This window comes from Mesorhizobium sp. WSM4884, assembly GCF_029625675.1.
Taxonomy (GTDB): Bacteria; Pseudomonadota; Alphaproteobacteria; order Rhizobiales; family Rhizobiaceae; genus Mesorhizobium.
The window spans coordinates 404,720-426,276 of sequence record NZ_JARTVO010000003.1 but is presented as its reverse complement, the minus strand read 5'-3'; the positions used below and the strand labels follow the sequence as shown (position 1 = coordinate 426,276).

20 protein-coding genes and 1 pseudogene are annotated in these 21,557 nt (G+C 64.9%); 16 read left to right on the top strand and 5 right to left on the bottom strand.

Annotated elements, in window-relative coordinates:
- Window positions 1–151, top strand: a pseudogene (locus P9236_RS07345) (5-aminolevulinate synthase); the annotation flags it as partial.
- A 42-nt stretch (window positions 152–193) separates the two neighbouring features.
- Window positions 194–940 (top strand): phosphoribosyltransferase, encoded by a 747-nt coding sequence (locus tag P9236_RS07340; protein WP_278073936.1) that lies wholly within the window; start codon window positions 194–196, stop codon window positions 938–940.
- Window positions 941–1,053: 113 nt separating this feature from the next.
- Here the strand turns inward: P9236_RS07340 and P9236_RS07335 are convergent, their stop codons facing one another.
- On the bottom strand, window positions 1,054–2,094 hold the full coding sequence (locus P9236_RS07335) for a proline racemase family protein (RefSeq protein WP_278073935.1): 1,041 nt from the start codon (window positions 2,092–2,094) through the stop codon (window positions 1,054–1,056).
- Between the two features lie 95 nt (window positions 2,095–2,189).
- Between P9236_RS07335 and P9236_RS07330 the strand changes: the two genes are divergently transcribed.
- Window positions 2,190–3,149: a dihydrodipicolinate synthase family protein gene (locus tag P9236_RS07330; protein WP_278073934.1), complete on the top strand. Its 960-nt coding sequence runs from the start codon at window positions 2,190–2,192 to the stop codon at window positions 3,147–3,149.
- A gap of 54 nt (window positions 3,150–3,203) precedes the next feature.
- On the opposite strand, the gene P9236_RS07325 is transcribed toward P9236_RS07330, so the two are convergent.
- A complete protein-coding gene (locus P9236_RS07325; RefSeq protein ID WP_278073933.1) occupies window positions 3,204–4,397 on the bottom strand; it encodes an SGNH/GDSL hydrolase family protein in 1,194 nt (397 codons plus the stop codon).
- 375 nt (window positions 4,398–4,772) lie between these two features.
- Between P9236_RS07325 and P9236_RS07320 the strand changes: the two genes are divergently transcribed.
- The 8 genes from P9236_RS07320 to P9236_RS07285 all read left to right on the top strand — a co-directional run bounded on the left by P9236_RS07320 (window position 4,773) and on the right by P9236_RS07285 (window position 13,866).
- On the top strand, window positions 4,773–5,885 hold the full coding sequence (locus tag P9236_RS07320) for a sugar ABC transporter substrate-binding protein (RefSeq protein WP_278073932.1): 1,113 nt from the start codon (window positions 4,773–4,775) through the stop codon (window positions 5,883–5,885).
- Between the two features lie 73 nt (window positions 5,886–5,958).
- Window positions 5,959–7,479: a sugar ABC transporter ATP-binding protein gene (locus P9236_RS07315; protein ID WP_278073931.1), complete on the top strand. Its 1,521-nt coding sequence runs from the start codon at window positions 5,959–5,961 to the stop codon at window positions 7,477–7,479.
- Between the two features lie 23 nt (window positions 7,480–7,502).
- A complete protein-coding gene (locus P9236_RS07310) occupies window positions 7,503–8,453 on the top strand; it encodes an ABC transporter permease (RefSeq protein ID WP_278073930.1) in 951 nt (316 codons plus the stop codon).
- Window positions 8,454–8,624: 171 nt separating this feature from the next.
- Window positions 8,625–9,509 carry an AraC family transcriptional regulator gene (locus tag P9236_RS07305; RefSeq protein ID WP_278073929.1) on the top strand — a complete coding sequence of 295 codons (885 nt, stop codon included), beginning with the start codon at window positions 8,625–8,627 and terminating at the stop codon, window positions 9,507–9,509.
- 115 nt (window positions 9,510–9,624) lie between these two features.
- Entirely contained in the window at window positions 9,625–10,353 is a 729-nt protein-coding gene (locus P9236_RS07300; protein WP_278073928.1) for an SDR family oxidoreductase, read from the top strand.
- Between the two features lie 29 nt (window positions 10,354–10,382).
- On the top strand, window positions 10,383–11,990 hold the full coding sequence (locus tag P9236_RS07295; RefSeq protein WP_278073927.1) for an FGGY-family carbohydrate kinase: 1,608 nt from the start codon (window positions 10,383–10,385) through the stop codon (window positions 11,988–11,990).
- Between the two features lie 119 nt (window positions 11,991–12,109).
- Entirely contained in the window at window positions 12,110–12,505 is a 396-nt protein-coding gene (locus P9236_RS07290) for a hypothetical protein (RefSeq protein ID WP_278073926.1), read from the top strand.
- 170 nt (window positions 12,506–12,675) lie between these two features.
- Window positions 12,676–13,866 (top strand): NADH-quinone oxidoreductase subunit D, encoded by a 1,191-nt coding sequence (locus P9236_RS07285; protein ID WP_278073925.1) that lies wholly within the window; start codon window positions 12,676–12,678, stop codon window positions 13,864–13,866.
- A 238-nt stretch (window positions 13,867–14,104) separates the two neighbouring features.
- Here the strand turns inward: P9236_RS07285 and P9236_RS07280 are convergent, their stop codons facing one another.
- The gene (locus P9236_RS07280; protein WP_278073924.1) at window positions 14,105–14,539 is read right to left on the bottom strand and encodes a hypothetical protein; all 435 of its coding nucleotides are present in this window, start codon (window positions 14,537–14,539) and stop codon (window positions 14,105–14,107) included.
- 314 nt (window positions 14,540–14,853) lie between these two features.
- Here P9236_RS07280 and P9236_RS07275 point away from each other — a divergent pair, with 314 nt between their 5' ends.
- Window positions 14,854–15,036 carry a hypothetical protein gene (locus tag P9236_RS07275; protein ID WP_278073950.1) on the top strand — a complete coding sequence of 61 codons (183 nt, stop codon included), beginning with the start codon at window positions 14,854–14,856 and terminating at the stop codon, window positions 15,034–15,036.
- Between the two features lie 43 nt (window positions 15,037–15,079).
- Here P9236_RS07275 and P9236_RS07270 read toward each other — a convergent pair whose 3' ends face one another.
- On the bottom strand, window positions 15,080–15,739 hold the full coding sequence (locus P9236_RS07270) for a methyltransferase domain-containing protein (protein WP_278073923.1): 660 nt from the start codon (window positions 15,737–15,739) through the stop codon (window positions 15,080–15,082).
- A 237-nt stretch (window positions 15,740–15,976) separates the two neighbouring features.
- Between P9236_RS07270 and P9236_RS07265 the strand changes: the two genes are divergently transcribed.
- Window positions 15,977–16,567, top strand: coding sequence for a TetR/AcrR family transcriptional regulator (locus tag P9236_RS07265; RefSeq protein ID WP_278073922.1), 591 nt, complete (start codon window positions 15,977–15,979; stop codon window positions 16,565–16,567).
- A 66-nt stretch (window positions 16,568–16,633) separates the two neighbouring features.
- Here P9236_RS07265 and P9236_RS07260 read toward each other — a convergent pair whose 3' ends face one another.
- Window positions 16,634–17,818, bottom strand: a complete 1,185-nt coding sequence (locus tag P9236_RS07260) for a Gfo/Idh/MocA family oxidoreductase (RefSeq protein ID WP_278073921.1) — start codon at window positions 17,816–17,818, stop codon at window positions 16,634–16,636.
- 455 nt (window positions 17,819–18,273) lie between these two features.
- On the opposite strand from P9236_RS07260, the gene P9236_RS07255 reads away from it, so the two are divergent.
- The 3 genes from P9236_RS07255 to P9236_RS07245 all read left to right on the top strand — a co-directional run bounded on the left by P9236_RS07255 (window position 18,274) and on the right by P9236_RS07245 (window position 21,547).
- Entirely contained in the window at window positions 18,274–19,167 is an 894-nt protein-coding gene (locus P9236_RS07255) for a MurR/RpiR family transcriptional regulator (protein ID WP_278073920.1), read from the top strand.
- Between the two features lie 71 nt (window positions 19,168–19,238).
- Window positions 19,239–20,021, top strand: coding sequence for an SDR family oxidoreductase (locus P9236_RS07250; RefSeq protein WP_278073919.1), 783 nt, complete (start codon window positions 19,239–19,241; stop codon window positions 20,019–20,021).
- Window positions 19,997–21,547, top strand: coding sequence for a mannitol dehydrogenase family protein (locus P9236_RS07245; protein WP_278073918.1), 1,551 nt, complete (start codon window positions 19,997–19,999; stop codon window positions 21,545–21,547). The genes P9236_RS07250 and P9236_RS07245 overlap by 25 nt, the downstream gene beginning before the upstream one ends.
- Window positions 21,548–21,557 lie beyond the last annotated feature (10 nt).

The following is a 21,557-nucleotide window of genomic DNA, read 5'->3' as shown; positions in this document are numbered from 1 at the left end:
CTTCCATTCGGACGCGCTGATCGCCGAATTGCAGGACGCGCTGGTCGAGACCTGGGACGCGCTCGGCATCCCCTACGCCGCCGCCGGCCGCCCTGCCGTCGCCGAGAGCGATCGGATCGTTCCGCTGCTGGTGCCGAAATCGGGCGGGTAGCGAGTTTCCAATCCAGTAGCGATCATGACGGGGAAATGACCAATGTTTCGCGATCGCCAGGAGGCGGGACGAAAGCTCGGGGTCGAGCTGGAAAAGCTTCAGCTCGAGAACCCGATCGTGCTCGCATTGCCGAGGGGCGGCGTTCCGGTCGCCGCCGAGGTCGCCAGGGCTCTCAACGCGCCACTTGACTTGGCCATAGTGCGAAAGGTCGGAGCGCCGGAAAATCCGGAACTGGCCGTCGCCGCGATCGTCGATGGCGACCCGCCGGACGTCGTGCTCAACCGGGAGGTCGTGGAGGCCTACTCGCTCGGCGATGACGAACTCCGGGACCTGGTCGCAAAGGAACGTCCGGAGCTTGAAAGGCGCCGCATGGCATATCGCGGCAAGCACACGCCTCTTGAGGTAGCCGGCAAGACGGTGATCGTCGTTGACGACGGTGCCGCCACCGGAACGACGATGAAGGTCGCGATCCGCGCGCTGAAGAGGCGTTCACCTCTCGAAATCGTCGTAGCCCTCCCGGTGGCGCCGCCCGAGACGTTGACCGACCTTGCCGGGGAAGCCGACTGGACCGTCTGCCTCAGTGAACCAGCGCATTTCCGGGCGCTCAGCCAAAACTACCTCAACTTTCCTCAGCTCTCGGACGACGACGTCATTGCCATCTGCGACGAGGTCGCACGCACCCAGAATGCCAAGGCATGTCTCCCGAAGGGCGGAACCGGTTTCGGGTCAAAGACATGTGTAAAACCTAAAGCGCATCGAGCGAATCCGAAAGATCGCGACGCGCTTTAGGCTGTGGTGATCCAACGCGAGCCTGCAACGCGACTGCAAAGAGGCACGCTGCAGCCGCTCCGAAGATACCTTCGGCCAGCTCGGCTGTCCGTCCCTCGGCATCGCTGATCGCGTTACTGCGTCACCGAGGTCGACGTGCCCCACGTGTCCGACAGCACATAGCCTTGCGGATAGGGATCCGTCGGATCGAGATAGTAGTTGTGCTCGCCCGTGATCCAGGCGCGGCCGGTGATTTGCGGCACGATCGCCTTGCGGCCGGTGATTTCGGTCAGTTCGAGAATTGTGCCGGTGAAGCGCGAGCCGATGATCGATTCATGGATCAGAACGTCGCCGACGCTCATCAGACCCCTCGCCTGCAGCACGGCCATGCGGGCCGATGTGCCGGTTCCCGTCGGGCTGCGGTCGGAGCGTCCGGGCGAGACGATGCAGGTGTTGCGCGTGACATTGCCCGGCCCCTGGAACGGCATGGCGAACTGTACGATCGACACGCCGCGCACATTGTCGAGCTCCGGATGCACGACATCGAGCTGCTCGCGTGCAGCGCGGCGAACCTTCTCGCCGATTACCGCCAGGTCGCGCGCCTCGTCGGGTGTGACCGAGAAGCCGAGCGCGGCGGCATCGACAATGGCGTAGAACATCCCGCCATAGGCGATGTCGACTTTCAGCGTTCCCAGCCCCTCGACGTCGATACTGGCATCGAGGCGTTCGGCGAAGGCGGGCGCGTTGCGGAAAGTTATCGACAGGCATTTGCCGTCGCGGCATTCGGCGCGCACCTCGATGACACCGCCCGGCATGTCCAGCTTGAAGCGCGTCTCGGGCTCGTTCATCGGCACCATGCCGGTCTCGAGCAGCACGGTGGCGACGCAGATCGTGTTGGAGCCGGACATCGGCGGGTATTCCGTCGGCTCCATGATGATCGCTCCTGCGACGCAATCCTCGCGCGTCGAGGGGACCAGGAGATTGACGTGCCGGGCGATGCTGCCGCGTGGCTCGCAGATCAGCATGCGCCTTATATGATCGTGATCGCGTTCCATCGTGATCATCTTTTCCATCATCGTGCGGCCCGCCGGCGGCAGCACGCCGCCCACGATGACGTCGCCGACCTCACCCTCGGCATGGCAGCCGACGACGCGAATGCTTGATCTGGTACGCATTGTTTCTCCCTGTCGACCACGACTATCCGCTTGGCAAGCGGTATGCCTCCGGGACAAACTGACCAATCTGCGTGCCAGCCTCAAGGAGAATCCGAATGAACGCCAACGTCTTTTCCGGCTGCATGCCGGCGCTGATGACGCCTTGCACGAATGATCGCCTTCCCGATTTCGACCCGCTCGTGCGCAAGGGACGCGAGCTGATCGCCGCCGGCATGTCGGCGGTCGTCTATTGCGGCTCCATGGGCGACTGGCCATTGCTGCGCGACGAGCAGCGCATGGAAGGCGTCGAGCGGCTGGTGAAAGCCGGCGTCCCGGTGATCGTCGGCACCGGCGCGGTCAACACCGCCAGTGCCGTGGCGCACGCCGCGCACGCCCAGAAGGTCGGCGCACGCGGCCTGATGGTGATCCCGCGCGTCTTGTCGCGCGGGCCCTCGGTCACGGCGCAGCGCCACCACTTCAAGGCAATTCTCTCAGCCGCACCCGATCTGCCCGCGGTCATCTACAACAGCCCCTATTACGGCTTTGCCACGCGCGCCGACCTCTTCTTCGCGCTACGCGCCGAACATCCGAACCTGGTCGGCTTCAAGGAGTTCGGCGGCCCGTCGGATTTGCGCTACGCGGCGGAAAACATCACCAGCCGCGACGACGAGGTTGCGCTGATGATCGGCGTCGACACCGCGGTCTTTCATGGTTTCGTCAATTGCGGCGCGTCCGGTGCCATCACCGGCATCGGCAATGTGCTGCCCAAGGAAGTGCTGCATCTCGTCGGTCTCAGCCAGGCGGCGGCGAAGGGCGACGCCGAAGCGCGTCGGCTGGCGCTGGAGCTGGATGCGGCGCTCGCCGTGCTCTCCTCCTTCGATGAAGGCCCCGACCTGGTGCTCTATTTCAAACACATGATGGTGCTGAAGGGTAATCCCGAATACCGGCTTCACTTCAACGAGACGGATGCCCTCACCGACAGCCAGCGCGGCTTTGCCGAGGCGCAGCTAAAATTGTTCGATGCCTGGTACGCCCAGTGGTCGAGGCAGCCCGCAATGGCGAGATACGCGGCCTGATTGGCCCGTATGGCGGCGGGAGCTCGCTGAACCAGAACGCGCTCCCTCCGGCCGTCATTTCGGCGCCTGCTGGCCAGCCAGCAATCCCTCGAAAGCTTTCTCGAACACCTTGGCCATTTCGGCGTAGCCGTCGTCGGACGGATGCAGGCCGTCGCCGCAATCGAGGGCGGGGAGCAGCCTGGTCGGGTTGGCGGGATCGGCCAGCGCGCGCTCGAAATCGACGACGGCATCGGCTTCGCCCGATGTCCTGATCCAGGCGTTGACCGCCTGGCGGTCGCGCTCCTTGGACGCAGAATAGAAGGTCCTTAGCGGCTGGCCTTCGAACGCGCCGCCGAAGGGCGGCAGCGTGCCGAGCAGCACTTTGATGCCGCTGAGGCGGGCGCGTGCGATAATTTGCCGGTAGGCCGAAATGAGGCTTTCGACGGCCACGGCCTCTTGGCCTCCGGCGAGCATGGTTTCCGGCCAGCCGATATCGTTGATGCCCTCCAGCACCGAAATCCATTTGACGCTGGGAAAGCTCAACACGTCGCGGTCGAAGCGGGCGAGCGCATTGGCGCCGCGGGCGCGGCTGACAAGCACGCGGTTGCCGCCGATCCCCTGGTTGAGGACGCCAATGCCTGATAGCCGGCCGCTTTTCGCGAGCCGCTCCGCCAGCCGGTCCGGCCAGCGCGCATTGCCGTCGACGGTCGAGCCGAAGCCGTCGGTGATGGAATCGCCAAGACAAACCAGCGAGCCGCTGCCCGGCCCGCTCTCGACCATGACGGCGCTGAGGAAATAGCGGCTGGTCGAGGTCTGCTGCACGGGCAGTTCGGGCGCGTCGGCGAAATTGCCGAACTCGGAGATATAGGCGGTCTGCTGCGCCTCGTAGTGGTAGGTCTCGATCGGCGCGAAGTCGGGGAAATAAAGGCTGATCGCGATCTGCCCGAGATCCGGAACCTTGAGCTCGATCGGATCGCTGAGCAGCGGGGCGCCGGGCGCGAGATGGGTTCGCCTCTCACCGCCGAATGTAACTTGACGAATGTTGGCGGCGTCGACGGCGCCGTCTTTCGCGGCAAGCGCCACGGTGGCGGCACCGATCCGAATCGGCGAGGCGCCATATTCGTTGGACAGCCTCAATCGCAACCTCTCGCCGCCCTTGCTGATGCGCAACACTTGGCGCACCGTCTGCTGATGGAAGCCGTAGAGCACGGCGTCTCCAGGCCAGACATTCATCGGGCTGGCGCTCCAAGTTCCGATCCAATGTTGCATCTTCTCCATCCCTTCGATTTTCGGCGTGGCCAGCGTGAACACAGATAGCTGCAGCGCGCGGCGCAGGCTACCGATTGCACTTTGCACGACACATACATTTTTGACTCGCCGCGCCACGCGCCGGCAGTCCAGCCCTTCACTTTCCGGGGACGACGGCGCAGCCGCCGCATCGTCTTTTTCGAGCGGAATCAAAAAAGTACTAACACCCGCCCCGGAACGTGGTGGCTGGCCGGACAGCGCGCGCCTAGCCTGAAATCGACATCGGATCACCGGGGGAGGAGACGTCCGGGAGATGTCTGGGGCTGCGTGCCCGCCGGACGGCTTGGTGGAAAAGCCGCGACGGCAAAGGATTCCAACCATTCTAGGGAGCGAGACATGGGTTCCGAAACCAAGAGCTTTACGATGAACCGCCGCGCGCTTTTGCAGGGCGCGGCAGCCGCTGCCGGCGGCCTGCTGCTGGCCGGAGGCGAGCGCGCCGCGGCGCAAGGTGCGGCATCCAAGGTGGTGGCCTGGGAGACGGGCTATCTCGGTTTCTTCTTCTTCGTCGTGCTGCAGGAGGCGCTGAAGCGCAAGGTCGAGAGCCTCGGCCTGGAATTCGTCGGCAAGGACGCCAATGGCGACGCCAACGCGCAGGTGAACGACTGGAATAGCCTTCTCCTGCAGAAGCCGCGCTACCTCATTTCCGACGCGCTGGATTCGGAGCTGCTCATCCCGCTGAGCAAGAAGGCGAAGTCGCTCGGCGTGCCGCTCGGCATGGTCGACACCGTGCTCACCGGCGGCGAGGTGGCGGCCTCCGTCACCTTCGACAACAAGCAGTCGGGCGTCATGGCGGCCGAGAAGACCGCCGAGCTGCTCACCAAGAAATATGGTTCGCCGAAGGGCAGCGTGCTCAACAATTACGGCTCGCTTACGGCGGTCGCGCTGCGCGACCGCAAGGATGGTTTCGAGGACACGCTGAAGAGCAAGTACCCCAACATCGAGATCATCTCGCGGCCGCAGAACAACCAGCATGAGCAGGCGCTTGCCGTGGTCTCGGCGACGCTGCGCGAACGGCCGGACCTCGACGCCATCCACATGCCCACCGACATTTTCGTCGTCGATGCGCGCAAGGCGCTCGAAACGCAGCAGCGGCTGTTCCCGGTTGGGCACGAGAAGCACATCATCCTGACCAGCATCGATGCCTCGCCGAATGCGCTGGAATGGGTGAAGGCCGGCGAGATCGACGCCGATATCGCGCAGGACCCGATCGCCTATGTCGAGATCGTCGTCGATCTGCTGGAAGAGTACACGCTGAAGGGCAAGCCGGTCCCGACCGGGCCTTACGAGAACAAGAAGTATTTCTGGGAGAAGGGCACCATCGCCGACAGCCCGTCCGGCCCGCTGCTCACCATCCCGCCCTACTTCCTCACCAAGGAAAACGCCGACGACCCGCGCCACTGGGCCAATGTCGTGACCCAGGTGTGGAAGATGCAGCAGAACGCCGGCTGAGATCGCAACCGACGAGACCGGTGGGAACGCGCCGTCGCGTTCTCACCCCATTTCGGATTTACCGGTTATCCAGATGAATGTCGCCGAAGGCACGATCGTGCCCGATAGTCTTGCGCCGGACAACGCCGGTGCTGTCTTGACCGTCGGCAACGTCTTCAAGCGCTTCGGCCCGCTTGCGGTGTTGGACGGGGTCTCGTTGAGCGTGTCGCGCGGCGCGATCCACGGCCTGCTTGGCAAGAACGGCGCTGGCAAGTCGACGTTGTCCAACATCATCGCCGGCCTGCTGCGCCATGACAGCGGCTCGATCCTGCTCAACGGCGAGGACATATCGGCCTTGCCGCTGACTGCCCGTAAGAAGCGTGGGCTCCATCTTCTGTCGCAGCATTCCGAGATCTTCGAGGACCTCTCGATCGGCGAGAACCTTCTGCTGCCCGATTTGCCGACGCGCTTCGGCCTGACCGACTGGCCGGCACTTCACCGCCTGGCGGCGCGCCTGCTCGAGAGCCACGGCATGCCGGTCGACCCGAGGCGGCGCGCCGGCGACCTCGGCGCCAGCGACAGGCGAAGGCTCGCCATCATCAAGGCGGTCGCGGCCGAAGCCTCGCTGATCATCCTCGACGAGCCGACGGCGGGCCTCGCCGCGGCCGAACGGCTGCATCTTCTCGAATGGGTCGAGAGCCTCACCGAAAGGGGCACGTCCTTCATCTACATCTCGCACCACAATGACGAGGTGCGTCAGCTCTGTTCGGAATACACGGTGCTGCGCGACGGCAAGGTCACGGCCAGCGGCAAGGCGGCGGCGCTTTCGGCCGACGCCATGGCGCGCGTCATCACCGGCGCCGATGTCGCCGAATTCCACCGCAGCCGCGAGGATCACCCCGCCGCCATCGTGCTCAGCGGGCTTTGCTTTCCCGGCGGCGGGCCGGTCGATCTGACGATCGGCCGCGGCGAGATCGTCGGCCTCGTCGGCCTGCTTGGCGAAGGACCGCAGGAACTGATGCGGGCGCTGGGCGGCCTACTGCCGGTCGAAGCCGGCAGCGTCGTCATCGATGGCCGCGCACTGCGTCTCGGCTCGCCGGGGCAGAGCCTCGAATCCGGCGTCGCCTACCTCACCCACGACCGCATCGGCGAGGGCCTGGTCGGCTCGATGTCGGTGACGGAGAACCTCAACCTCGGCAACTGGCCGCGGTCGCTCGGTTGGCTGGTCAGCGGATCGGGCATGAACCGCCGCATGCGCGAGGCGCGCGGCGCCATGGATATCGTCATGGGCGGCGGCGGCCAGGAGATCGGCGAGCTGTCCGGCGGCAACCAGCAAAAGGTGATGCTAGGCCGGCTGCTGGAACGCAAGCCAAGGCTGCTTCTGCTCGATGAGCCGACCGTCGGCGTCGACGTCGCCGCCAAGGAACAGATCCACCGCCTGATCGACGACGCGACGAGGAACGGCGTCAGCGTGCTGCTGCTGGCGCAGGACCCGGAAGAGATGCAGCGCCTCGTCGACCGCGTGGTGATCTTTTCCAAGGGCCGCATCGCACGCATGCTGCAGCGCGCCGACATAACCATCGACGCAATCGCCGAAGCGAGAACTGCGCGATGAGAGTTTTGAGGTAAGGCTCCAAAATGGCCAGCAAGAAATTCCTTCTCGACAATGTGGTCTGGATCCTGATCGTCGTGTTCAGCATCCTCGCCGGCTTTCTCAATCCGTTCTTCCTCTCGGAAGGCAATCTGCAGAATGTGCTGGTGCAGGCGACAACGCTCGGCGTCCTTGTGCTTGCGGTTTCCTTCACGCTTCTGATCGGCGAGATCGATCTGTCGGTGGTCGGCAATCTCGTCTTTTCGAGCATGGTCGGCGCCTACGCCATGCAGCAGTTCGGCGTCCACTGGACGCTGGCCGTGCTCGTCACCATCGCCGCCGGTATCCTCGTCGGCCTGCTCAACGGCTATTTCGTCGCCTATCTGCGCATGAACTCGCTGATCGCGACGCTGGCGATGGGGCTTTTCCTGCAGGGCGCGGTGCTCGGCGCCACCCAGGCCCGCACCATGGTCGTCACCGACGAGGGCTACAGCTACATAGGCAGCGCCACCGTCGGCAACTGGCCGGTGATGCCGATCGCCCTCTTCGTCGCCTATCTGCTGGCGCATGTCGTGCTTGCCTATTCCGCCTGGGGCCGGAACCTCTATGCCACCGGCGGCAATCGCCGTGCCGCCAATGCCGCCGGCATCAACGTCAAGCGGGCGAGGCTCGGCGCCTTCACCGCTTCCGGCTTTCTCGCCGGAGTGGCCGGCTTCCTCTACACCTCCTATCTCGGCGGCGTCAGCGTCACCGTCGGCAGCACGACGCTGCTTTATGCCGTGGCCGCACCCGTCATCGGCGGCGTCTCGCTTTTCGGCGGTCGCGGCCGTGTCGTCGGCATGCTCGGCGGCACGCTGCTCATCACCGTCATCCAGACCGGCCTTCAGCTGATCAACGTCTCGGCCTACTACATCCAGATGATCGGCGGGGCGATGATCCTGCTCGCCATCGCCGTCGACGCCTTCCGCATCAGAAGTGAGGAGCGCGGCGTCGTCTGAATGCTAGAGCTGGAGTCGTGGAGGCTCAGTATAGTCAAAAAAGTACCAATGATCGGATGGGAACATGGTGGCGCCGGTTTTGTCGGCTCAGTAGTTTGGCTGGCATGAGGCCGATGACAAATAACGCATCGATGAGGGCGATGACGTTGAAGGCTTCGAGGAGGAACAGCGATGAAACCTGATCTCGAGGTTGTGCAGATCAGGCCCGGCGAATCGTTCACCGCCTGGTCGCACGGCTATCCGTTCCGCACCGTGCGCTGGCATTTCCATCCGGAATACGAACTGCATCTCATCGTCGCCACTCGCGGCCGCTATTTCGTCGGCGACTTCATCGGCGAGTTCGAACCGGGCAATCTGGTGCTTGCCGGCCCCAACCTGCCGCACAACTGGGTGAGCGACGTGCCGAAGGATGCGACGGTGCCGCTGCGCTGCCGCATCATCCAGTTCAATGAGGGCTTCATCGACGGCGCCATCAACACCTTCCCCGAGCTCGCCGCCCTGACGCCGGTGCTCGAAGCCTCGCGCCGCGGCGTGCTTTTCAGCCGGCAGACCAGCCGGCAGATCGCCCCGCTGATGGAAGAAATCATGAATTCCCAAGGCGTGCGCCGCATCGAGCTGTTCATGATGATGATGGGCCTGCTCAGCCGTGCCGAAGGCGCGCGCATGCTGGCCAGCGCGAGCTACCTGCCGGACCCGTCCGGCTACATGTCTGCCGGCATCAACAAGGCGCTGGCCTATCTGCGCGAGAACCTGACCCAGCCCTTCAGCGAGACGGACCTTGCCGCCATCGCCGGCCAGTCGCCCAGCGTCTTTTCCCGCTCCTTCCGCCAGCACACCGGCATGACGCTGGTGCAGTATGTGAAGCGGCTGCGCATCAACCTGGCCTGCCAGATGCTGATGAGCGACGAGCAGGCCTCGATCACCAGCATCTGTTTCGAGGTCGGCTACAACACCCTTTCCAACTTCAACCGGCAGTTCCTCGCCGAAAAGGGCATGACGCCTTCGCATTTCCGGCGGTTGACACTGCACAACATCAACCTGGCGAAAGCGGCCTAAGGCGGCTGACACGGCAATATCGGCATCGAGACGCGGTTGGGGCAAGCCACCCCGGCAGGCGAAGCGCTGCCTACATGCTGACTGGAACGGCAAGACGATAGGAATGTGAGGACCCATGGCTCAGAAACTGATCGACAAGGTCGCCGCGGTCACCGGCGCCGCCTCGGGCATCGGGCTCGAATGTGCCCGCATGATGGTCTCGGAGGGCGCGCGCGTGGTGTTGGTCGACCGCGACGAAGAGGCGGTGCATGCCGTCTGCGAGGAGCTTGGCCCGGCGGCGGTCCCGTTGCGGATCGATCTGACGGATGCCGCCGATGCCGCCCGCATGATGCCTCAGATCCTCGATCGCGCCGGCCGGCTCGACATCTTCCACGCCAATGCCGGCGCCTATATCGGCGGCGAGGTGGTGAGCGGCGACCCCGATGCCTGGGACCGCATGCTGAACCTCAACATCAACGCCGCCTTCCGCTCCATCCGCGCCGTGCTGCCGCATATGGTCGAACGCAAGACGGGCGACATCGTCATGACCAGTTCGATCGCCGGGCTGGTGCCCGTCGTCTGGGAGCCGATCTACACCGCCTCCAAGCACGCCGTGCAGGCCTTCGTCCACACCGTCCGTCGACAGGTCGCCAAATACGGCCTGCGTGTCGGCGCCGTCGCGCCCGGTCCGGTGGTCACCGCGCTCATCAAGGACTGGCCGAAGGACAAGCTTGAGCAGGAACTCGCCGCCGGCGGCCTGATGCAGCCGGTCGAGGTGGCGGAAGCCGTTATGTTCATGCTGACCAGGCCGCGCAACATCACCATTCGCGACCTTGTCATCCTGCCGCAAAGCAATGACCTGTAGAAACGGGATCGGGCGAAGGATCTGAAGTCATGGGCAGCCATTTCATCGGCATCGACATCGGCACCGGCAGTGCCCGCGCGGGCGTCTTCGACGAACAAGGCGTGCTGCTTGCATCCGCCAAGGCCGACATCGCCATCTGGCATGCCGAAAGCCATATCGTCGAGCAATCGAGCAACGACATATGGCGGGCGGTTGCGGCCACCGTCCGCGAGGCCGTGTCGCTTGCCGGAATTTCGGCCCGGTCGGTGCATGGCGTCGGCTTCGACGCGACCTGCTCGCTTGTCGTTCTCGGGCCGGGCGGCGCGCCGCTGACGGTGAGCCCGTCGGGCGATCCCGAGCGCAACATCATCGTCTGGATGGATCACCGCGCCACCGAGCAGGCGCGCCGCATCAACGACACCGGCGAGGACGTGCTGCGCTATGTCGGCGGCACCATCTCGCCCGAGATGGAGACGCCGAAACTCTTGTGGCTCGCCGAGAACATGCCGCGGACTTTCGCTGACACCTGGCAGTTCATGGACCTTGCCGATTACCTCACCTGGCGGGCGACCGGCAGCCTGGCGCGCTCGACCTGCACGGTGACCTGCAAATGGACCTACCTCGCGCATGAGGCGCGCTGGGACGACGCCTATTTCCGGAAAGTGGGGCTGGGCGCGCTTGCGGACGAGAAATTCGCGCGGATCGGCACCGAGATCGTGGCGCCCGGAAGCGCCCTCGCCAATGGCCTTACGAACGAGGCTGCGGCCGAGCTTGGCCTGCTGCCTGGAACGCCGGTCGCGGCCGGCATGATCGACGCCCATGCCGGCGGCATCGGCTCGGTCGGCGCGCGCGGCGGCGCCGGCGGCGTGACGACGCGCATGGCCTATGTCTTCGGCACTTCCGCCTGCACCATGACGACGACCGAGCAGGCGGCTTTCGTGCCTGGCGTGTGGGGGCCCTATTTCTCCGCCATGGTGCCCGGCCTGTGGCTGAACGAAGGCGGCCAGTCGGCGGCGGGCGCCGCCATCGATCGCCTCGTCGGCATGCACCCCGCCGCGGTCGAACTCGCCGGGATTGCGTCGCGAAACGGCCAAAGCCTCAGCCAATGGCTGGCGCAGGAGGCGCAACGCCATGGTGGCGCGGCCATGGCGGACAGGTTGATCGGCGGCCTGCACGTCGTTCCCGAATTTCTCGGCAACCGTGCCCCCCTGGCCAATCCCGACGCGCGCGGGCTCATTGCCGGGCTGGACATGGCGACCGGCGCCGACAGCCTCGTCGCGCTCTACCTCGCCGGCCTTTGCGGCCTCGGCTACGGCGCCCGGCAGATCCTGGAGGCGATGCGCGCCCGCGGCATCAAGATCGACACGATCGCCATCAGCGGCGGCGCCGGCCAAAACCCGCTGGTGCGGCAGCTCATCGCCGACACGACCGGCAAGGTGGTCTACGCGCCGACCTCTCCAGAGCCGGTGCTGCTCGGCTCGGCGATGCTCGGCGCCGTCGCCGCCGGCCGCCATCCCGACCTCCCCGCGGCCATGTCGGCGATGTCGGAAGTGGGCGAGGTCTATTCGCCTGACCTCTCGCTTGCCACCTGGCACGACAGGCGCTTTGCGGCGTTCGAACGCCTGCAGGCCGCGGCGCTGTCGGTGCTGGCCGCCTGATTCCATTGGCGGGGGCGGCTGTTCGGCTTCGTCGGCCTTCGCCTCCGACTTGCCGCCGGGAACCATCGCCCGGCAGAGGGGTTGTGTCGTCAGACTTTCGAGACATGGAAGGAAAGACGATGCGGACATTGACGATGGTCCTCACGCTTTCAGCGCTGGCGCTGGCGCAGCCGGTCTCGGCCCAGCGTGTGGACCCGCAGCCGCCGCAGGCCTTACCGCCTGCACAGCAACCTGCGCCGGACCATGCGCAACCCGGTCAGGAGAATTCCGGTCAGAAATTCACCAATGTCGTGGTGGTGGCGATCGAGGATCTGCCCGCCGAAGTGAAGGCGCAGGCGGAAGCCGTGGTCACCAGGACGACCGCCAAGGACCTGGCAAAGCTGCAGAAATCGATCGATGCCTCGCCGGCGGCGGTATCGGTCCTGCAGGCGAACGGGTTGAATTCCTCGCAGGTCGTCGCAGCCAACATCGATGGCGACGGCACGCTGACGCTGATCATCCAGACGACCACATGATCGGCGCTGCCTGGAGCGGTTCAGCGTTTGATGGGATCGCCGACCCGCTCCACGCGTTTGTCTTTACGCAATTCCGGACGGAAAACGGCTGTGCACTTTTCCTGGAATTGCTCTGGCGCGGTTGATCGGACTGCACCGGCCGAAACGAACAGCTTCCGCGGAGGGGCCGCATGACCGAAACCGCCGTCCGCAACTTCACCCTCAATTTCGGGCCGCAACACCCGTCGGCGCATGGCGTGCTCCGGCTGGTGCTTGAACTGGATGGCGAGATCGTCGACCGCGCTGATCCGCATATCGGTCTGCTCCATCGCGGCACCGAGAAGCTGATCGAGTACAAGAACTATCTGCAGGCCCTGCCCTATTTCGACCGGCTCGACTATGTGGCGCCGATGAACCAGGAGCATGCCTTCTGCCTCGCCGCCGAGAAGCTGCTCGAACTGCCGGTTCCCCGGCGCGGTCAGCTCATTCGCGTTCTGTTTTGCGAGATCGGCCGTCTGCTGTCGCATCTGCTCAACGTCACCACGCAGGCCATGGATATCGGCGCCCTGACGCCGCCGCTCTGGGGCTTCGCCGAGCGCGAGAAGCTGATGGTCTTCTACGAGCGCGCCTCCGGTGCCCGCATGCATGCGAACTATTTCAGGGTCGGCGGGGTGCATCAGGATCTGCCGGAGCAACTGCTCGACGACATCTGGGATTTCTGTGACCCTTTCCTGAAGGTCTGCGACAATCTCGAGGACCTTCTCACCGGCAATCGCATCTTCAAGCAGCGCAATGTGGATGTCGGTGTCATCTCTCTCGATGACGCCTGGGCCTGGGGTTTCTCCGGTCCCATGCTGCGAGGGTCGGGCGCCGCCTGGGATCTGCGCAAGGCGCAGCCTTATGAATGCTATCCCGAGATGGATTTCGACATTCCCATCGGCAAGAACGGCGACTGTTACGACCGCTATCTCGTGCGCATGGAGGAGATGCGGCAGTCGGTGCGGATCATGCGGCAATGCCTTGAAAAACTGCGCACGCCCGACGGCGTTGGACCGGTCGCCACGCCCAACCAGAAGATCACGCCGCCGCCGCGCGCCACCATGAAGCGCTCGATGGAAGCGACGATCCAGCATTTCAAGCTCTACACCGAAGGGCACCGCGTGCCGGCCGGCGAGGTCTATGCTGCGGTGGAAGCCCCCAAAGGCGAGTTCGGCGTCTATCTGGTCTCGAACGGCAGCAATGTTCCCTACCGCTGCAAGATACGCGCGCCGTCTTTCGCTCATCTCCAGGCGATGGATTACCTATCGCGCGGGCACATGATCGCCGACGTCGCGGCCATCATAGGCTCGCTGGACATCGTGTTCGGCGAGATCGATCGCTGAGGGAGCCGTCCGGAAAAGGGAACTGGAGCAATTCCAGGAAAAGTGTAGCGATTTTCCGTCCGGAAGTGCGTAACGCGAGCTACCGGAGCACTTCGGCGATTCTGCCGAACGCTGAAGTGCCCTCGCGAGGCTGCCCAGGTCTAACCTTGCCGGCCGGCGGAGAGAGCTGAAACTCCCCTCGCCTCCGGCAAAGTCCGGTATTGAACCTGCCGCGGTTCCGCGAACCGCGGCAGTCGCCTCAGTGCATGAACACCGATCTCAACCAGGCAAGAATGCCCGAGCCTGGAGAGATCGCCGCGCGGACGCGGGACGCTGCCCAGCGGGCCGGCAGATTGGCGCCGACATGGCAATGGCAGACGACCTCATGCAACTGCCAGTCGCTGAGCTCGAAGAAGCGCTTCGCTTCGCCGTAACTGTCGTCGTGCAAGCCTTGCGCACGAAAGATCGGGTCTTCGAAAGCGACAGTGATCGGCGATCCGGCCGCACGCATTCTTTCGCGCACGTCGGGGGTCGCGTATTCAGTACCCGCAAGCGCGGTCAGGCGCCGGCCAGGGTCCTGCTCGAGAAGTTGCGCCCAGCGTTCGAGGCGCTGGCCTCGACTGGCAAGAAGAACCGCTGCTTCAGCATTAACGTCGGCAACGGCATTGAGTTGATCAACGGTTTGGTACTTCAAGGCCGCCTCCTATGTCGGCAGTTTGACCACCCGCCCCGCAACGGAACTAATGCGCTGCGCGACACCGGCAAGAGCCGAAACGGGTTACAGGAATCATTTGATCGGCATTCGCATCCGCCGCCGCCGGAATGCGGCAGGTTCGCCTTGGAACCATCCGCGGCCCTGACCGTTCTGCCAGCGTTAGCCGCCCTCGGGCCCTCGATCGGCGCCGGGGCTGCTGCGATCAATCCGTCATGTTCTGGTCGGGCAGATATCCGGTTACCGGAAACCGCGTCACGCCGACGACCCGCCAGCGCAACGAGGGAAACCACAGCATGGCCATTATCCCCAATCCCGATCCTACGCCCACGCCGGTGCCCACGCCGCCGCCTTTTCCCGACCCGAAGCCGATGCGCGAACCGGATCCGGAGCGGCTGCCGGACGAGGAGCCTGTCCCCAATCCGGATGAGAACGATGTGCCGCCCAAGCACTCGCGGGCAAGCGCACGTCGGCGCTAGTTTCGAAAGGCCGGAGGCGCCGGCGGAAGGCGCCACCGCATCTTCACACCTTCACGGCGCGCAGGTAATGCAGGCCGAGCCAGTTGAGCGGGCCGCCTTCGATACGCTCGAACCCGGCCGCAGCCAGCGGTTCGCGAAGAGGATGCAGGTCGAACTGGCCATGCAGGCCGTGCTTTGCCGACATGTGTCCGCGCTCGTTGACGGGACCGGCATAATCGACCAGCAACAGCCGCCCGCCCGGAGGCAGGACGCGCGCGGCCTCGCGCAGGCAGAGGCTGCGCCGCGGCTCCGGCACCATGTGCAGCACCGTCGTGAAAGTGACCGCGTCGAAGCGCCCATCCGCGAACGGCAGCTCGGCCGCATCGGCATGGTGAAACGGGATATCGAGGCCAGCCAGGCTCGCCTTGCGGCGAGCGGCGGCAAGCATCTTTTCGGAGACGTCGACGCCAACCACCGATCCGTCGGGCTGCACGCGGCGCCAGGCGGAAATCGCCTGTGTGCCGGTGCCGCATCCGACGTCCAGCAGTTGGAAGCCGGGTGCCAAACCGGCCAGATCGAGCAACGCCTCGCGATAGGCCCGATCCCGCCCCCGCGTCAGCATGAGAACGAGCAGGTCGTAAAGACGCGGGAAGCCAATGCCCTTGTTGGCTTCCGGGCCGATTGCGGCCCCAGCGGTACGCACTTCGCCTCGCATATGATGCATGTCCGTCACGTCCTTTCTTCAGCAGCGCCAGACCTTCAACAGCGCCAAGCCGGCGAATGCCGGTCCAGCGGCCTGGTGAAGTTCGAAACAATCCATATGATAATGGACATTCTGTCCGGAAGATTCGACGGACGATGCAAATGGAACGTCCGTTAGTGGACAATCCGGGTCCATCGTCCCGGAAAACGTGCGGAGAAAGGCTATCCGGGAGCGGATTGGCAAAGGGAGGAGTGATCCATGTCGCGCGGAATCGACCGACGGGCCGCCCGTACGCGCAAGGCCCTTCACCAGGCGCTGCTTACGCTCATGCTGCGCAAGGGCTATGAGGCCCTCTCGGTGCAGGACATCATCGATGAAGCCGATGTCGGCCGCTCGACCTTCTATGCGCACTATACCGGCAAGGAGGACCTGCTGCGTAGCGGCTTCCAGCTGCTTCGGGAAGAGCTGAAAGAGGCGCAATCCGCGGTGCCCGCAACAGCTGGAGCATCACAGGACGATCCGCTCGGCTTCAGCGCGGCCATGTTCGAGCATGCGGCCCGGTACGCCGACCACTTCCGGACGATGACCGGAGGGCGAGGCGGCGCCGTGACGGAGAACGAGATCCGCCTGATCCTGTCGGAAATGGTGCGTCAGGAACTGTCCTCCACCCTCCAGGACGGCACCGTCCCGCGCGACTTCGTCGTGCAATTCGTCGTCGGCGCTTTCCTTACGACCCTGAACTGGTGGTTCGAACGGAAGCCTGGGCTGCTGCCGTCTGAGGTCGACGCCATATTCCGGAGCCTGGTGCTCGATGGGCTTTCACCCGTGATTGGCGACGAGCATCGATAGGCGGATCACCCCGCTGCAGGTCGCGATGCGGATTGATCGCGATCCAGAGCCTGGAGCCGTCGGCATTTATCCGAGCAGCGCCGGCGTCCACACGCCATCTGCCGCGTTCGACTCCACTGCCGCTGCGACAAACTTCACGCCGCGCGCGCCGTCGACCACGTCCGGCACCTGCGCCACGCGCGCGGCATCCACGACTCCTCCCGAGCGATGCGCCCGAATGATGTCGGCTGCGTCGCGGTAGAGATTGGCGAAGGCCTCGATATAGCCCTCGGGATGCGCGGCCGGCATGCGCGAGACGCGCCGGGCTTCCGCCGTCGAGCCGTGGCCGCCGCGCGCCAGCGTGCGGGTCTCCTCGCCATAGGGCGAGAAGCGCAGCTCCTCCGGCCTCGTGCCCGACCATTCGAACCCGGCCTTCTCGCCATAGATGCGCACCGAGAGGTCGTTGTAGTGGCCGGGCGATGTCTGGCTGGCGAGGATCGTGCCGCGCGCGCCGCCCGTCCAGCGCACAAGCACATGCGCATTGTCGTCGAGCCGGCGCCCGGGCACGGCGGTGAAGAGGTCGGCCGAAACCGCCTCGGCCTCAAAGCCGGAGATGTAGCTCGCCAGGTTAAAGGCGTGCACGCCGATGTCGGCAAGCACCGCCGATTGCCCGGCGCGCGCCGGGTCGGTGCGCCATTCGGCCTGCTTCTGCCCCTGCGCATCGATCGGCTGCGTCAGCCAGTCCTGGATATAGGCGCCATGCACGGAAACGATGCGGCCGAGTTCGCCCGCCGCGACCATCTCGCGCGCCTGGCGGACCATGGCGTAGCCGGTGTTGTTGAGCGTGACGACGAAGCGGCGTTTCTTCGCCTTTGTCAGCGCCACCAGCGCCTCGGCCTCGGCAAGCGTCGTCGACAGCGGCTTGTCGCAGATGACGTCGATGCCGGCCTCGAGGAAGGCGGCCGCGATCGGCGCATGCAGATGATTGGGCGTGACGATGACCACCGCCTCGATGCCGTCCGGCCGCACTGCTTCGGCCTTCGCCATGGCATGATAGTCGGCATAGCTGCGCTCGGGCGCGATACCGATCTCGGCGGCCGAGGCCGCGGCATTTTCGGGATCGGAGGAAAGAGCTCCGGCCACCAAGACGATCTGGTCGTCGAGCCGCATCGCCAGCCGGTGCACCGCGCCGATGAAGGCGTTGCGGCCACCTCCGACCATGCCGACGGTGAGGCGTTGGCGCGAGGTTCCGTCAGCGGTTGCATAGACCATGTTTCGATTCCTCCCGGATGGCTGTCATTGACAGCGGGACTATAGGGAGCTCTCCGCCATTTTCGAACAGCTTTTCCAAATTTTGTTTTGTAAAACGATCGTGCCGCACTAGCCTTGCGCGAAAACGGTGGAGGAGGTTTGGCGATGGAAGCAGCAGGACAATCGCTCCGGGTTTTGAGTTCGCCCTATTTTCCGGGCACTGGCGCCGCCCCTCACCTGCCTGCCGGCATCCTCTCCCCGTATAGTGACGGGGAGAGGAGCGCTCTCATCTGCGGTTTCGCCAATCGCGAGCGTTGCAGGAAAGGCGTTGAGGCTGCGGCCAGCCGCCTTCTCCCCGTCACTATACGGGGAGAGGATGCCGGCAGGCGGATGAGGGGCGGCGCCGACTTCGACATTTGGTGGTCTCTGCCGCAGCTCGGGACCTCATACGAGACAGCTCAAGCCCGGCCCATGCCATGAGCGGCGTGCGAACCTCACCCGGCCGGGTCGGCAGCGGCGAGAGCCGCAAACAGGGCCGATCTCTGGCAGCACTTGGCCACACGAAACCGCAAACCTATGAAGAGCTGCGCGCCGTGCTCTCGTCCGGCACCGTGCATTTTCCGAAGCGCCTGCGCCAGGTCGCGATCTTCCTATGGCAGCACCCGAGCGACGTTGCGCTCGGCACCATCGCCCAGGTGGCGGATCAGGCCGGCGTGCAGCCCTCGACGCTGGTGCGCTTCGCGCAGATCTTCGGCTATGCCGGCTTTTCCGATTTCCAGGGCCTGTTCAAGGACCACATGAAAGGCTCCTGGCCTGAGGGTCGTGGACAGGGCAGCCAGGAGCCGGCTAAGGAGCATAGCGCCAATCTGCATTTCCTCAACGGCATGGTCGGCGCCTCGCAGGCCTCGCTCAGCCGCATCGGCAGCGGCTTCAACACCGACAGCTTCGAGAAGATGGTCGACCTGCTTGCAGGAGCCGAGCTGATCTATGTCATCGGCAGCAAGCGCGCCTTCCCCGTCACCACCTATCTGTCGCTGACGCTGTCGCAACAGGGCGTGCGCAATGTGCTGGTCGACAATGTCGGCTCGACGGCTCTCGATCAGGTCGGTTGCATAACACCGCGCGACGCGGTGCTTGCCGTCTCGTTTAGCCCTTACAATTCAATCACGCCCGACTTGGTCGCCGTCGCGCATGAGCGCGGGGCGCGCATCGTCGCAATCACCGACAGCACCTTTTCGCCGCTGGTGAAACTGTCGGACACCTGGCTGGAGGTGGTGGAGTCGGATTTCGCCGGCTTCCGCTCGCTGGCCGCTTCGCTGGCCGTCGGTATGGCTTTGGTCCACGGCGTCGTCGCGCGCCGGACAGGCTGAACAGTACGGTTGACTACAGGGAACTGTCGTTCCATGTTTGAAAAAATAGAAACTTTGTTCCGGGAGGAGGAATGGAGGTTCGGCTCGACGGCAAGGTGTTGCTGCTCACCGGCGCGACGCAAGGCATTGGCCGTGCGATCGCCGAGACGGCCGCGCGCTCCGGCGCCGAAGCTCTTCTGATCACTGGCCGCAACCAGCAACGCGGCGACGCTGTCGCGGCGGACCTGACGGCAATGGGCGCGCCTGCCGCTTTCGTCGCCGCCGGCCTCGGCGACCCGGAGACACCGGCGCTGCTCGCCTCGGCGTGCATCGAGCGCTTCGGCCGCATCGACGGACTGGTCAACGCAGGGGCTCTGACCGACCGTGCCTCCTTCGTCGACGCCGACCTGGACGGCTGGGCAACGCTGTTCGCCGCCAACGCCCGCGCGCCGTTCTTCCTGATGCAGGCAGCGATCGCCGACATGAAGAAGCGCGACCAGGGAGGCGCCATCGTCAACATCCTGTCGATCAATGCGCATTGCGGCGCGCCGGAGCTTGCCGTCTATTCCGCCACCAAGGGCGCGCTGGCGACGCTGACCAAGAACGCCGCCAACGCGCATCGCTTCGATCGCATCCGCGTCAATGGCATCAATGTCGGCTGGACCGACACGCCGGCCGAGCGCATCATGCAGGCCGAAACGCTCGGCCAGGGTCCGGGCTGGCTCGATGCCGCCAATGCGGCGCAGCCCTTCGGCCGGCTGTTCTCGGTCAACGACATCGCAAACCTTGCCGTCTTCCTGCTTTCCGACGCGGCCGGACCGATGACCGGCGCGCTGATCGACCAGGAGCAATGGGTGATCGGAGCGAACCGGTGACCGCCGCCGAGCGCCTCGGCCCTGCCTTGCTCGGGCGCTTGCCGCCCCAGGTAGGCAAGCCGGCTTACGATCGCTCGGCGCTGCGGTCAGGGATCGCGCATATCGGCGTCGGCGCCTTCCACCGCTGCCATCAGGCCGAATACACCGACGACCTTCTGGCCAAGGATTTCGACCGCTGGGGACTGGTCGGCATCAACATTCGGCCTCCCCTGCTCGCCGGGACGCTCGGCCGGCAAGGCGGTCTCTACACGCGGCTGATCCGCCAGAACGACGAGATCGAGGCCCGCGTCATCGGCAGCATTGTCCGCGTCGTCGACAGCCAGGACAGCGCCGGGCCAGCGCTCGAAGTGCTTTCCTCGCCCGAGATCGAGATGGTCTCCATGACGGTGACCGAGAAAGGCTATTGCCATATCCCGTCGAGCGGCGCGCTCGACCTCGACCACCCCGACATCGTCTACGATCTCGTCAACCCGCAAGCCCCGCGCAGCGTGCCCGGCATGCTGGCAAGGGCGCTGGAATTGCGCATGGCCTCGCATGGCCGGCCGGTGACGCTGCTTTCCTGCGACAACATCCCGGCCAACGGCACCATTCTCGGCAACGTCGTGCGGACATTCGCCGAACGACGCGGCAGCGGGCTGGCGGACTGGATCGCCGCCAATGCCGCGTTCCCCTCGGCCATGGTCGATCGCATCGCGCCGGCGACGACAGAAGCCGATATCGATGCGGTAGAAGAGCGCTTCGGCTATCGCGACAGCGCCGTCGTCGTCGGCGAGCGATTCCGCCAATGGGTGATCGAGGACAGTTTCGCCGGACGCGTGCCGCGCTGGGACCGCGTCGGCGCCAGCTTCGTCGACGACGTCACCCCGTTCGAGCATCTCAAGATGCGGGTGCTGAATGGCGCCCAGACGACGCTTGCCTATCTCGGCGTGCTCGGCGGCTTCGAGCACACTTTCGAGGCGATCGCCGACCGGCTTTTGGCAACCTTCGTCCGCCGCATGCTGACGGAAGAGACGTTGCCCACGCTGATGCCGGTGCCCGGCATTTCACCGTCCGCCTATGTCGAGCAGAGCCTTGCGCGCCTCGCCAATACGGCGATACGCCATCGCAATCACCAGATCGCCACCGACGGCTCGCAGAAGATCATCCAGCGCCTGCTCAACCCGATCCACGACCGTTTGGCCATGGGCCGGAGCATTGCGCTTCTCTCGGTCCCGGTCGCCGGCTGGATGGCTTATCTGGTCAAGGCCTCCGCGCGTTTCGGCCGCGCCTGGCAAGTTTCCGATCCCTATGCAGAAAAAATCGCGCTGATCGCCGACAGCGTCGGGAAGAACAGCAAAGAACTCCTCGAAGCGATTCTTGCCATCGACGCCATCTTTCATCCCGGCTTGGCGGCCGACGACACGTTCCGCGCAAATGTCACCATCGCGCTCGATGGATTGCTCTCAGAGGATCCGACGGCCTTTATCAGACATGTCTGCTCTGAACCAATAGATGCGCGGTTGAAGCGACCGGCACGGTCTGCATAGTACGAGGAGG